Genomic DNA, 14592 nt, shown 5'->3' with positions numbered 1-14592 from the left:
ATACTAATTGTATCTATGTATGATACAATTAACCCATGCAAACGTATCAAACCTATATTTGGCAAAACAGCGATTGGCCACACTTTACCTATGAGCTGACAAAGTTTCATGGGCTTCTGCAAGAGATCCGATACCAGCAGGGATTGCTGGAAGGGATATCCAAAGGGCTGAGCCAGGAACACTTGTTGGAGATGCAAAGTGAAACCCTGGCCCTCGATGCCATCACGACATCCGAGATCGAAGGCGAAATCCTCTCCCGTGATTCGGTGCGCTCCTCCATCTTTAAAAAGCTGGGTATTGCCAGCGAGATACAGGACCGGTCCACCGCCCAGACGGACGGGCTCGTCGATATCCTCCTCGATGCTTCTGCCAATGCTTCCCAACCCTTTAACGAAGATCGGCTTTTTGGCTGGCATGCGGCCTTGTTTCCGACCGGCTATTCGGGGTTGCACAGAATCAATGTCGCTTCCTACCGTGGCGATGAACCGATGCAGGTGGTATCGGGCCGTATCGGAAAAGAGAAAGTCCACTACGTTGCACCGCCGCGTGATAAAGTTGAAGAGGAAATGCACCGGTTCTTCGATTTCCTCGAAAACCACAACGATGAAAACGGTTACATTCGTGCAGCCATTGCCCATCTGTGGTTCGTTATTATCCATCCTATGGACGATGGGAATGGACGTATCGCACGGGCACTGTCGGATATGATCCTGAGCCGCACTGAAAACAGTCCTATACGTCTGTATTCGATGAGTGCAGCAATCAATGAGAACCGTCGAAGCTATTATGACGTTTTGGAACAGACGACGACAGGGTCGATGGAGATCACCGCCTGGATCGGATGGTTTTTACAGATCGTTCTCACCGCGCAGCAAAACGCCCACGGAACCATCGAAAAAGTTGTAGCCAAAGCACGGTTTTGGCAGCTACATATACATGATGATCTCAACCCTCGCCAGAAGAAAGTGCTTAACCGTCTCCTCGATGCTGGCAAAGAGGGATTCGAAGGGGGAATCAACGCCCGGAAATACATGTCGCTGTGCGATTGCAGCCGGGTCACCGCAAGTCGCGATCTGAGTGATCTGTTGGAGAAGGGGTGTATCCTCAGCCGTGGGGCAGGGGGACGGAGTACCAGCTATGATGTTAACTGGTAATAAGATAGGCATTCAATGGCCTATTTTACACTGAATCTTTCTATATAGATTCAAAACTCTTAATAGTGTCTTTTTAGTAAGTAATTACAAGCTAAACTAAAAAAAATATTCGAGAACAATTTTTTAAAAATAGATAGAAAATTTGGAGAAATAATGGACGTAACACAACTCAACTGGCTTACCAACTTTATCTGGGGGATCGCAAACGATGCATTGCGTGATCTCTATGTGCGGGGTAAATATCGTGACGTTATTTTGCCTATGACGGTGCTTCGCCGTCTTGATGCGGTTTTAGAGCCGACCAAACAGGCTGTGTTGGACATGAAAAAAATGCTAGACGATGCAGGTATCACGAATCAGGACGAGGCGCTTCGACAGGCAGCGGGTCAGGCGTTTTACAACACTTCTCCTTTTAACCTCCGTGATCTGAAAGCCATCGGCAATGCACAGCGATTGAAATCTGATTTCGAGGCATATCTGGACGGCTTTTCACCCAATGTACAGGAGATCATCGAGAACTTCGAATTCCGTAACCAGATTCCCCGTCTCTCAAAAGGTGATGCCCTGGGAACGCTGATCGAGAAGTTCCTCGATCCGGCTATCAATCTCGCCCCCACTCCCGTGCTCAACGGTGATGGATCGATCAAGCTTGCAGCTCTTGATAATCATGCCATGGGGACAATGTTCGAGGAGCTGGTACGTCGTTTCAACGAAGACAACAACGAAGAAGCCGGGGAACACTGGACTCCACGTGATGCGGTGAAGCTGATGACGCGTCTTATGTTCGAGCCGATCGCACAGACTATCGTGCCGGGAACCTATCAGCTCTACGACTGTGCCTGTGGTACCGGGGGGATGCTCACCGTTGCCGAGGAAACGCTTCAGGAGCTCACAGTGGGCAAGGAGATCATAACCCACCTCTACGGTCAGGAGATCAACGCCGAAACCTACGCGATCTGTAAATCCGACATGATCCTCAAAGGCGAAGGGGCAGAAGCGGACAATATCGTCGGGGGCCCGGAGCATTCGACCCTATCTAACGATGCATTTCCGGCCAAAGAGTTTGACTTCATGCTGGCCAATCCCCCTTATGGGAAAAGCTGGAAGAGTGATCTGGAACGGATGGGAGGCAAAGACGGCATTGTCGATCCCCGCTTCGTTGTACAGCACAAGGGCGAAGAACTCTCGCTTCTCCCTCGCTCCTCCGATGGGCAACTGCTTTTTCTAGCCAACATGGTCGCCAAGATGAACCACTCCACCCCGATGGGAAGCCGTATTGCTGAAGTTCATAACGGCTCAAGTCTTTTTACAGGAGACGCCGGTCAAGGGGAGAGTAATATCCGCCGTTACATCATCGAAAACGACTGGCTAGAGGCGATCGTCGCTCTGCCACTTAAGCTCTTTTACAACACCGGTATTGCCACCTACGTCTGGGTTATCACCAATCGCAAGCCAGAACATCGTAGAGGGAAAGTGCAGCTCATCGATGCGACCAGCCGTTTTAAACCGCTACGTAAAAACCTCGGTGAAAAGAACTGCGAGCTGAGTCCTGAAGATACTCGTGCTATCGTCGATATGTATCTGAATTTCGAGGAGAGCGAAGAATCCAAACTCTTCGACAACGAGGCGTTTGGTTACTACAAAGTCACTGTCGAGCGCCCCTTGCGTCTTGTGGCACAGTTGACACCGATGGCGATCGAATCACTCGCATACGCCAGCGGAGATACCGAGATCCGCCAGAGCCTCCATGAACAATTCGGGGATGTTTTGTACGAAGACTTTGGCCGTGTGTACAAAGAGGTCGCCAAGACGCTTGAAAACTGGGGAAGTGAAGAAGACGATGAGGCCAAAGGGCTTCCTGAAAAGATGAAGAAAAAGCTCCTCGACGCCGATACATGGAAACGGGATGCGAAACTGGTCAAAACAGCTGAAATATTGCGCGAAGAGTTGGGAGGAGAAGTGTTTGGAGACTACAACATCTTCACCGATGAAGTAGAGCGGGTGCTGAAAAAACGCGTCATCAAGCTCGCAGCAGCGGAGAAAAAAGCACTCCTTGGTGCCGTCATCTGGCGGGATGAAAACGCTCCAGCCGTCATCAAAAAGATCCACAAAAAAGGCTCTGTAGCCGATCCGATCCGTGGGCTGTATGAAGCGGTGATCGATGGGAAAAATGTCGTCGTCGAGTATGAGAGCGATACGGAACTGCGTGACAGTGAGCAGGTTCCGCTGCTCGAAGAGGGGGGTATCGAGGCGTTCATCACCCGAGAAGTGCTTCCGTACGCTCCTGATGCGTGGTACGATGAGAACAGCATCAAGATCGGTTACGAGATCAGCTTTACGAAACATTTTTATAAGCCCAAACAGCTACGCAGCCTCGAAGCAATCAAGGCCGACATCATGGCCTTGGAACACGAAAGCGAAGGGATGCTGCGGGAGATCGTAGGATGAGTCTGTCGCGATACGAAGCCTACAAGCCAAGCGGCGTAGCGTGGCTGGGGGAGATTCCGGCGTATTGGGAGATGAGACCTCTTAAATCGATAATCAAAAAATCTATTGGAGGTGTATGGGGGAAGGATCCAACGAATACAAATTCAGATATAGTCTGTCTTAGGGTTTCAGATTTCAATTTTAATCAAGGTATTTTCAAGACATCCAAGCTAACAAAAAGAACAATATCTACCTCGGAGCAAAATGGTCGTCTTTTGCAAAAAGGTGATTTAGTGATTGAAAAATCAGGAGGTGGCGAAGTTACAGCTGTTGGCAGGGTAGTCCTTTTCAATCATGATTTTCCAGCAGTGTGTTCTAATTTTACAAATAGACTCGTTATTGTTGATCAGGTCCTTTCAACTTTTGCTGCAAAACTTTTTCAAACATTGTTTAGTTGCAAAGTCAATATTAAACATATCAAACAAACAACTGGTATACAAAATTTGGATTTAAAAAGCTATTTCACTGAACAAATAGCTGTACCCCCTCTCCCAGAACAAGAAGCCATCGTCCGCTATCTCGATCATGCTACGCATAAGATCGATCGCACGGTGCGGGCGAAGAAAAAGCTCATTGCCGCCCTGAACGAACAAAAGCAAGCCATCATCGCCCACGCCGTCACCCGAGGGCTCGATCCAAATGCACCGATGAAAGAGAGTGGCGTAGCGTGGATTGGGGAGATTCCGGCGCATTGGGAGATGAAACGAGGAAAAGCACTTTTTAGAAAAAATAATCGTCCTATATTGCCAGAATATGATGTAGTAACTTGTTTTCGTGATGGAGAAGTTACATTACGAAAAAATCGCCGAACAACAGGCTTTACCGAGGCTTTGAAAGAGATAGGCTATCAGGGTGTAAATAAGGGCGATTTGGTAATTCATGCAATGGATGCCTTCGCGGGAGCTGTTGGGGTTTCTGATTCTAATGGGAAATGTTCTCCCGTGTATGCTATTTGTTCTCCAATTGCAGAGGTTTTTCCAAAATATTACGCGCTTATTATCAGAGAAATGGCACGAAATCAATGGATTGCAGCTTTATCAAAAGGCATAAGAGAACGTTCTACTGACTTTAGATTTGATATGTTTGGAACTCAGCACTTACCTGTACCTCCTTTTGCTGAACAAGAAGCCATCATCCGCTACCTCGATGAGGAAACGACCTCTATCGACAAGGCAATCGAACTCTCCAAAAAAGAGATCGACTTGTTGCAGGAGTACAAAACCCGCCTGATCGCCGATGCTGTCACCGGCGCGGTGGATGTGCGCGAACTGGCGAAGGAATTGCCGGAAATTGTCGAAGAAATCGACGATGAAAACATCATAGATGAAACGGACGATGAAGCCGTAGAAGAGATGGAAGAGTAGGCGATGTTCGATCGAAATGGAAATTTATGGAAGCACTTAAGACGCTATGGTGTTTTGTATTCTGGTTTTGCCATTTTTGAAATCATTTTATACTCCTTCTATGAACATGACAATCTACCAGATGGATTTGTCGATACGTTACGCGATTTTATGATCGCACTGTTGACTATCCTGATCCCTTTTGCGTTGGCGATGTTTGGAAATTTGCTTTCTGTCAAAAGTGATGATCCGGGACGTGAGTTTCATAAGCTCGATCTTCATGTTATGATCGATTTGGTTTTCAAATTTAAACTTCTACTGATTGCTGTTCTTATTGCATTTACTTCACTTTTATTTATGAATTCCTCTTCATGGTTTTTATTCAATCTATGGGTAATTTCTGTTGGTATGATAGGGATGATTTTGCTTAATTGTTATCTGTGGGTAAAGGGACAGGAATGGGTTTTTCGGCTTCAGTATTTACAAGATAATATCATCAGTGATGATGTTGTAGAAGTGTGGAAATCGGTTTGGAGTTCAAAAAACATACCAAGAAATTACGAAGACTCAATGATTGAAATATATACTAGAGTTGTTGATGAAGCTGTGCATGATAATCCTGCTCAAGCCCAATCACTGATAGGCTTTTTATCTGAATATGTGGAAGATCGATATGATTATCATCTGATTAAAATTTTTCCTCATGTATTGAAATGGCATTGGATTAGCTATCAAAAAAGTTATGATGACTCTGATAAAGCCTGGCAATATGATCAGCCCCAATATGCATTACAAGAGTTGATTGGACTAGTACAATTTAGATTGGCAAAATCGAGTTTGAATTCCAAGTTTTACAAAGAAGTAAAAAAACATATTGACAAGCACAAAGAAGAAAACAGTGAGTATTGCGAAATTCTTATCCGACTTATTTTTGATAAATTAATAGAGATAATTGAGCATATTGATAGTAGCAGAAATTTGTGGCAGGGATTCCCTTCGGATTGGAAAATCACTGTTGATAATTTGAAAACCACCTATGAATCCCATCAATTGTTGGAAATATTTATTCAATGGGGTTGGAACAGATTTAATCAAACAGAGCAATATGACAAGGTGCTCGCGGATGTAGCTAAAAACCTTTTTCCAGATATAGAGCCGATTACATGGGCTACTTTGCTTATCACATTTTTTGTTGACGATGTCAGAACTGCAATCAAAACACCTTTGGGATTTGGCGGTAGTGGACGAGTCTACAGTGGAATGGTTTCAGACGATTATGATTTTATGGCAGTGCATGAAGCTGAAGAACAACAATTTCGTGCAAACACATATCAAATGGCAAAATATCTTTATAGATACTCTAATACTGCTCGACTTGAAGAAGATATTTCTATATTGGAACATATAGGTATACAAGTAGATCAATATGAGGAAATACGCCGTCAGCGATTATTACGTATTTTGAGAGACTTATTAGCTATTCAGAGGGGGAATGATGCCACTGTTCCAGAGGAAATGGAAGAATGAGTTTTAACTGGCATGCGATAAAGGCATTAAATGGATCTCAAAATACCGGTTTTGAGGAATTTTGTTGTCAGCTTGCCAGATCAGAATCACCAGATAATGCACAGTTTGTCCGCAAAGGGACACCGGATGCTGGAGTTGAGTGTTACTGCATACTTGAAGATGGAAAAGAATGGGGATGGCAAGCGAAATATTTTGAGAATTTTGGGGATTCTCAATGGAGTCAGCTCGATGAATCAGTCGAAAATGCATTGGATAAACATCCTCTATTAGTCAGGTATTTTATATGTGTTCCTCTAGATCGTCCTGATGCTAGAACAGGAAGAGGAAAATCAGCCAAAGAAAAATGGGATGAACGTGTCCTCAAATGGACACAATGGGCCGCTGATAAAGGGATGAGTGTAGAGTTTGTCTATTGGGGTAGCAGTGAATTGCTTGAACGACTCATGGATCCACAGCATGCTGGAAAACGAAAATTTTGGTTTGAATCCATCGGCTTAGATCAAGAATGGTTTGAATATCGGTTAGCAACTGCCATTAGTACAGCTGGCCCTCGGTATACACCTGAGATTCATGTCGATCTACCCATTGCACAAGAATTCCAAGTTTTTGGTAGGACTATAGAGACATTTCGCAGGATCAAGGTTCTTTTGAAAGAACTCAAGGATAAAAAAAGAAGCTTTGAATACAGTCTTCGAAAGATTGATAAAGGTACTTTACCTGCGCCAACCGAAGGTTTCCTTGAAAGAATACATAATGTTGAAATGAAGCTTCGAGAAGTTGTTTATCAGCCTGTAGGAATTTTACCTTTTGGGCAAATTGCCAGACAAATCGCTGAAGCACTGGAATATTCGTATGTCATCGAAGATGCATTTGATAAATGCGATAAAGAACAGCAGGCTTTAGAGCCAGAGAAAGATTACCGATACAGTAAAACCAAATGTGGAGACATCCTCAGTAGTTTACGCTCACTAGAACATGAGCTTCGTAAAGTAAAAACGATTCTAGAAGATGTTGACAAAGTCGCCTCAACATCACTGTTGATCTTGCAAGGCAATGCAGGAACAGGGAAAACTCACCTATTATGTGATCTTGCAAAACAAAGGATTGAGAACAATCAACCGACTGTCTTGTTAATGGGGCATCAATTCACAACTCTTGATTTTCCATGGAACCAGGCGAGATACCATCTTGATTTGCCGCCAATGACACTGGAAGAATTTGTGGGTGCACTTGAGTCGGCGGCAGAAGCTGCTGATTGCAGAGCATTGATCTTAATCGACGCTATCAACGAAGGTTCAGGACGAGAACTTTGGCCAGCTCATTTGGCTGCATTTTTGTCTGTCGTTGAGCGATCTCCTTGGATAGGGATGGTGCTCTCTGTAAGAAGTTCATACACAGATATCATTTCAAAAGAAATTTTGGAAAGTGCTTTTTCACTTATGCATTATGGATTCGAAGACAATGAGTATGATGCAGTCAAGACATTCTTCATGCATTACGGCCTTGAATTGCCTTCAGCGCCTCTACTGTCGCCTGAATTTAGAAATCCGTTATTTTTGAAAACATTATGCAGTGGATTACAAGCAAGCGGGGAATGTCGGTTGCCTCGTGGTTTGCATGGGATAACAGCTATTTTTGATCTTTATCTGTCTGCTGTGAATAAAAAACTTGCCGAACTAAAGGAATTGGATTATCGGGAAAGCAAACGGCTTGTGCAAGCTGCAGTGCAATCGCTTGCTCAAAAAATGGTAGAGCTTGACTCTCGATGGATCGATATAGATATTGCAGAAGAGACAATCAATGCGTTACTGCCAGAACGTAGTTATGAAAGGTCGTTATATCGAAAGCTTATAGTTTCAGGAATCATCGGCGAAGAGATGGTTTGGCACTCGGCTGACGAAAAAAAAGAAGTGGTCTACTTTGGCTATGAACGACTCGCTGATCATTTGATAGCAAAATATTTGCTTGATACGCATCTAGACACAACTGATCCTGGATTGTCTTTCAAAAAGGGCGGAGGCCTGCATTTCTTGCTCAATGAAAAACATCGAAATGAAGCTGGCCTTGTCGAGGCACTTTGTATTCAGGTACCAGAAAGAACAGGGTGCGAACTGATATCACTTGCTCCAAGATTTATAAAATATTGGGGTATCCAAGGTGCCTATTTTAACAGCGTCATTTGGCGTTCACCTAAAGCTTTTAACGATGAATCTCGCGAACTTTTCGGAAAACTCATCAGGAATGCGTATCAAGAACGTGAGGCTTTAGATGCGCTCTTAGTAGTAGCTATTATTCCTAATCATCCATTTAATGCTTTACTTTTACATAACAGGCTGCAAAAAGACTCGATGCCCGATCGGGATTCATGGTGGAGTCTTTATCTGCACAAAAGTTGGAGCTACAAAGGAAGCGCCTATAGAGTTGTTGATTGGGCTCTGTCGTTAGCGGATAATAGTACAGTTGAAGACGATGTCATAGAACTTGCATCGATAACTCTGTCTTGGTTTTTGTCCAGCTCCAACCGATATTTGAGGGACAGAGCAACTAAGGCGCTGGTCAACCTACTAACAGGAAGGTTGAATAAGGCAAAAGCCCTTGTCGATCGATTTGCCGAAGTGAATGACCCCTATATAGCTGAAAGAGTATATGCCGTTGCTTATGGAGTGGCAATGCGAAGCAATAATGGTGAAGAGCTTAAGGATCTTGCTCAGTCTGTTTATGCTCATGTTTTCGCTGACGGGAATCCCCCTGCACACATTTTATTGAGAGATTATGCAAGGGGTGTTATTGAAAGAGCACTCTGTCTGAAAGCAGACATCGAAGTGAATGCTGAATTGATCAGGCCACCATATTCGAGTATTTGGCCAAATATTCCGTCTGAAGAGGAGATCCAACCGTTTTTACCTGATTGGTCCCGAGGATCGCATGACAGTCGTGAAAGCGAATGGTCTCGTAATCGTATTGGAAGTTCCGTGATAAGTGATGATTTCGCTCGGTATGTAATTGGAACAAACTCATGGTCGACAGATTTTTTGTCTTTGAAACTAGATGAGCCGGTTTGGCGATCTCCTGATGAACAACTCGAGCAGCTCATCAAAGAGTTTGCTCCGAAAGAAGTTGAAGCTTGGAAAAAGTTCAAACCCATGGATGAAGCTCTCAAAAGCATTGAAGTTCAAAAGATGTTTCTACGGGTTACCCAGGAACAACTTGATGATGAGATAGGTGAAGAATCAAAAGATGACGAGTTAGATCAAGCCCAATCTAAACGAGATGAAGCATATGAAGAGTTGAAAGAAAGCTTAACAGAAGAGCATCAAGTTAGTCTTGAAAAGATTATAGAACTGAAAAATTCTGGTTCGCAACGTGCTCCAAAATTTGATCTCAAACTAATCCAACGATATGTTCTTTGGCGAGTTTTTGATTTAGGATGGACGACGGAAAGATTTGGTGAGTTTGACCGTTTTGAGATCGGCTACCATGGGAGGGATGCTGCAAAAGCTGAAAGGATAGGTAAAAAGTATCAGTGGATCGCTTACCATGAAATTATGGCTTATTTCGCCGATCATTTTCAAATTAGACAGGAACATCATGGTGTGGACAAAGACCATAAATATGTTGGTCCATGGCAAATTGGTTTGCGAGATATAGATCCATCAGTGACACTACAATCAACTGTAGGAGGAACCTCTTGGAAAGGGCATGACACCGCATGGTGGTGTTCAGAATCATTTGATCGATGGAATAAGGAAATGGCGCCAGAGGATTGGATCAAAGATAGCAAAGAATTACCTAATATTAAACAAATACTTTGTGTGACAGATTCCAATAAAATAAGTTGGTTCAATGTTCATGGTTATTTTAATTGGCAGATGCCGACAAGTATCGATGACGAACCAGAAGAATCGGAACGACGTGAAATTTGGTATATTACAAATGCGTATCTCATTCATAATCAAGATGTAGATAAATTTTTAAAATGGGCCAAATCTGTAAATTTTATGGGAAGATGGATGCCTGAAGCACAAGAATATTACGAGCAGTTTTTTGGAGAACATAAATGGTCACCTGCGGCCCAATATCATCAAGGTCCTTATTTTAATTATCTTGGATGGACTTATCCAGGCAAAGGTTGTCCAGTCTTGTTGCATGTGGTAAGTTCAAAATATACTGGAGAGAATAGTAGCTTTGATTGTTCAATTGACGATGGATTTAGTTTATATTGCCCAAGTGAAGAGATAATTGAAAAACTCAAACTGACTTGGAATGGAGAAGATGCTGAGTTCCTTGATCATCAAGGAATGTTAGCTACATTTGATCCTACAGTCAGGTCAAAAGGGCCCGATTCTTTACTAGTTCGCAAGGATTTAATCGAAACATTAAATGAACGGGAAGGTATAACATTGTGTTGGTCGATAATAGGCGAAAAAAGAGCTTTTGATACTGAAATCTCTTCGCGGTTGCGGTTTAATCATACCAACTATATACACGGTGCATATGTGTTCAAAGATGGGAATATTGAAGGTTTTACCCAAACAAGTGTTGAATTAATTGATGACAAGGAAATAGAATGAGCACTGATACTACCGAAAGAGGTCTGGAAAATATCATCGAACGGGATATGGTTGTACTTGGGTGGAAAAAAGGATCACCTGGTGAGTACAACCGCGATTATGCCGTCGATCTCGTTCAGCTGACTTCTTTTATCCAAGAAACGCAGGAAGATTTGATCAAAGCATTTGATCTGGAAAATGACTCTCCGACTCGTCAGAAATTCCTAGCCCGTCTCCAGGGAGAGATCACCAAGCGGGGTGTCATCGACGTGCTGCGCCAAGGTATCAAACATGGGCCGCATCATCTCGATCTCTACTACGCCATCCCTTCGGTCGGCAATACCAAATCTGCTGAGCAGCATTCCAAAAACCGCTTCAGCCTCACCCGTCAGCTTTGCTATAGTAATGATGCTACCCGTTTGGCGCTTGATATGGCTATCTTTATCAACGGTCTACCGTTCGCTACCTTTGAACTCAAAAACAGTTTGACCAAACAGACGGTGGAAGATGCTATATGGCAATACCGCACGGACCGAGATCCACGGGAACTGATTTTTCAGTTCGGCCGCTGTGCGGTCCACTTTGCCATCGATGACGCGCAGGTAATGTTCTGTACGCATCTGATGGGCAAGGGCTCGTGGTTCTTGCCATTTAACAAAGGGTATGACGACGGAGCCGGGAATCCACCCAATTCAAATGGCCTAAAGACAGATTACCTTTGGAAAGAGATTTTACGTCCTGATAGTCTGTGTAATATCCTGGAAAACTTTTCTCAGATCGTTGAAACCAAAGATGAAAAAACGGGCAAAAAGAAGCGCGCTCAGCTCTGGCCTCGTTATCATCAGCTAGATGTTGTCCGTAAGCTTCTCGATGATGCAGTGAACAGCGGTGTGGGTAAACGGTATCTGATCCAACACAGTGCCGGAAGCGGTAAATCTAATTCCATCGGATGGTTGGCGCATCAGCTCGTGGAACTCCAAAAAGAATCGAAAAAGATATTTGATTCAGTCATCGTCATCACTGATCGCCGAATTCTGGACAAACAGACCCGTGATACGATCAGAGGCTTTGCCGGTGTAGGCTCCATTGTCGGTCATGCGGAGCGATCAGGCGATTTGCGCCGTTTTATCGAAGGCGGGAAAAAGATCATCATCTCGACGATCCAGAAGTTCCCATGGATCATGGATGAGATTGAAGACAACGGAGGCAGACAGTTCGCCATCATTATCGATGAAGCTCACTCCAGTCAAGGTGGACGTAATTCTCAGGCGCTTAGCGCTTCACTCAGTGACGATCCCGAAGACGATATCAATGATGCATTGGAAGCTCGTATGAAAGCGAGAAAGATGCTCACCAATGCGAGCTATTTTGCTTTTACCGCAACTCCGAAGAACAAGACATTGGAAATGTTCGGCATCCCCTATCAAGAAGGTGGCGAGACCAAGTTTAAACCATTTCATGGCTATACGATGAAGCAGGCGGTACAGGAGGGATTCATTCTTGATGTTTTGAAATACTACACCCCTGTCAACAGCTATTACAAGCTCATTAAAACGGTCGATGTAGATCCCGAATTTGACACGAAGCGAGCCAAGAAAAAATTACGTCGTTATGTCGAGAGTCATGAGCATGCCATCCGGCTGAAAGCGGAGATCATGATCGATCATTTTCATGAACAGGTCATTGGTTTGCGCAAGATTGGCGGTGAAGCGCGGGCGATGGTGGTCACTAACGGTATTGAGCGTGCTATTGAGTATTTCCACGCATTTAACGGATATCTCACAGAGAGAAAGAGTCCTTACAGGGCGATCGTTGCATTTTCCGGAGAGCAGGAATATGGCGGAGAGAAAGTGACGGAAGCTTCACTCAACGGCTTTTCATCTAATGACATACCAAACCGCATTCAAGAAGACCCCTATCGGTTCTTGATCTGTGCCGACAAATTTCAGACGGGATATGATGAACCACTGCTGCATACAATGTATGTCGATAAAACATTGAGTGGTATTAAAGCGGTTCAGACACTATCGCGCCTCAATCGTGCCCACCCCAAAAAACATGATGCTTTCGTATTAGACTTCATGAATGATCAAGATACTATCAAAAATTCATTTGCAGATTTTTATAGAGGGACCGTCCTAAGCGGTGAAACTGATCCCAATAAACTGCATGATCTCAAAGCAGATTTAGATGGTCACCATGTGTATACAGAGTTCCAAGTAGGAGAACTGGTACGGCTGTATCTCGAAGGCGTTTCAAGAGAACGGCTGGATCCAATCCTCGATGCATGTGTAGCTGTCTACAATAAAGAGCTCGATGAAGACGAACAGGTAACATTCAAGGGGAATGCAAAGGCGTTTAACCGTACGTATTCCTTTTTGGCATCCATACTACCTTATACCAATGCTGATTGGGAAAAACTTTCGATTTTCCTCAACTTTTTGATTCCAAAGCTCCCATCCCCGATTGAGGATGATCTTTCAAAGGGGATTTTGGAAACGATTGATATGGATAGCTACCGGGTAGAGAAAAAAGCAGTCATAGAGATTCAGTTGCCGGATGAAGAGGGGGTACTTGAGCCTGTACCAGTCGGCGGAAGTGGTGGGACAGCAGAACCCGAGCTCGATCGCCTCTCCAATATCCTAAAAACCTTCAATGATCAGTTTGGAAACATACCTTGGAGTGATTCGGATAGGGTTCATAAACTGATCACCGAAGATATTCCGGCCCGAGTGGTTGCTGATGCTGCCTTCCAAAATGCCATCAAAAACACGCCGCATACAGCACGGATTGAACATGACAAAGCGTTGGCACGAGTCATGGTATCGGTTTTAAAAGACGATACGGAACTGTTTAAGCAATTCAGTGACAACCCTGAATTCAAACGATGGATGGGGGATATGATTTATGGGCTTACGTCGAGCATGAGTTATAATGGTTCTATGGGAACTTAACGCTTGAGGGCATCAATCAAAGTTGAGCGTTTCACTTCAAATGTCCGACACACCGCCGCTTTCGACATTCCGTTGTTCAGAGCTTCCAAAATAGCATCCATCTTCTCTTGAGGGATCGCTCGCGGTCGTCCGCCGATCCGACCCCGCTTCTTCGCGGCAGCCAATCCGGCATTGACCCGTTCTTGAATGAGTGAGCGTTCAAACTGTGCCAGTGCTCCGAAGACATGGAACAGTAGTTCACCTGATGGGCTGGATGTATCCATCCCCTCTGTGAGAGATTTGAATCCGACCCCTTTGGATTTGAGCTGGTTGACGATTTCGATCAGGTGTGGGAGTGACCTCCCAAGGCGGTCAAGCTTCCAGACTACGAGTATGTCTCCTGATTTGACATACTCCAGTGCCTGTGCCAAACCGGCACGGTCATCTTTGGAGCCGGAAGCCTTGTCTTCAAAAATATGCCGCTCATCCACCCCGGCACTTATCAATGCATCACGTTGAAGATCGGTACTCTGCCGATCACCGTCAGTCGAAACGCGCATGTATCCTATCAGCATGTCGGAAAACCTCAAATTTCAGT

7 protein-coding genes are annotated in these 14592 nt (G+C 44.3%); 6 read left to right on the top strand and 1 reads right to left on the bottom strand.

Going from position 1 to position 14592, the window contains the following annotated elements; all coding sequences use genetic code 11:
• The first annotated feature begins 35 nt into the window (after nucleotides 1–35).
• The 6 genes from E0765_RS05230 to E0765_RS05205 all read left to right on the top strand — a co-directional run bounded on the left by E0765_RS05230 (nucleotide 36) and on the right by E0765_RS05205 (nucleotide 14015).
• Nucleotides 36–1154 (top strand): Fic family protein, encoded by a 1119-nt coding sequence (locus E0765_RS05230; RefSeq protein ID WP_132812169.1) that lies wholly within the window; start codon nucleotides 36–38, stop codon nucleotides 1152–1154.
• 153 nt (nucleotides 1155–1307) lie between these two features.
• Nucleotides 1308–3602: a class I SAM-dependent DNA methyltransferase gene (locus E0765_RS05225; RefSeq protein ID WP_132812168.1), complete on the top strand. Its 2295-nt coding sequence runs from the start codon at nucleotides 1308–1310 to the stop codon at nucleotides 3600–3602.
• The gene (locus tag E0765_RS05220; RefSeq protein WP_132812167.1) at nucleotides 3599–5005 is read left to right on the top strand and encodes a restriction endonuclease subunit S; all 1407 of its coding nucleotides are present in this window, start codon (nucleotides 3599–3601) and stop codon (nucleotides 5003–5005) included. Before E0765_RS05225 ends, E0765_RS05220 begins: the two co-directional genes overlap by 4 nt.
• A gap of 3 nt (nucleotides 5006–5008) precedes the next feature.
• Nucleotides 5009–6511 (top strand): hypothetical protein, encoded by a 1503-nt coding sequence (locus E0765_RS05215; RefSeq protein WP_132812166.1) that lies wholly within the window; start codon nucleotides 5009–5011, stop codon nucleotides 6509–6511.
• Complete coding sequence (gene avs2 / locus E0765_RS05210) at nucleotides 6508–11082, top strand: AVAST type 2 anti-phage system protein Avs2 (RefSeq protein WP_132812165.1); 4575 nt, start codon at nucleotides 6508–6510, stop codon at nucleotides 11080–11082. The genes E0765_RS05215 and avs2 overlap by 4 nt, the downstream gene beginning before the upstream one ends.
• Entirely contained in the window at nucleotides 11079–14015 is a 2937-nt protein-coding gene (locus tag E0765_RS05205; protein ID WP_132812164.1) for a type I restriction endonuclease subunit R, read from the top strand. Before avs2 ends, E0765_RS05205 begins: the two co-directional genes overlap by 4 nt.
• On the opposite strand, the gene E0765_RS05200 is transcribed toward E0765_RS05205, so the two are convergent.
• Nucleotides 14012–14569 carry a recombinase family protein gene (locus tag E0765_RS05200; RefSeq protein WP_132812163.1) on the bottom strand — a complete coding sequence of 186 codons (558 nt, stop codon included), beginning with the start codon at nucleotides 14567–14569 and terminating at the stop codon, nucleotides 14012–14014. The genes E0765_RS05205 and E0765_RS05200 overlap by 4 nt on opposite strands.
• Nucleotides 14570–14592: the final 23 nt, after the last annotated feature.

This window comes from Sulfuricurvum sp. IAE1 (genome assembly GCF_004347735.1).
In the GTDB taxonomy this organism is placed as follows: domain Bacteria; phylum Campylobacterota; class Campylobacteria; order Campylobacterales; family Sulfurimonadaceae; genus Sulfuricurvum.
The sequence above is the reverse complement of the archived record's forward strand: the minus strand, read 5'-3'. Positions and strand labels throughout refer to the sequence as shown.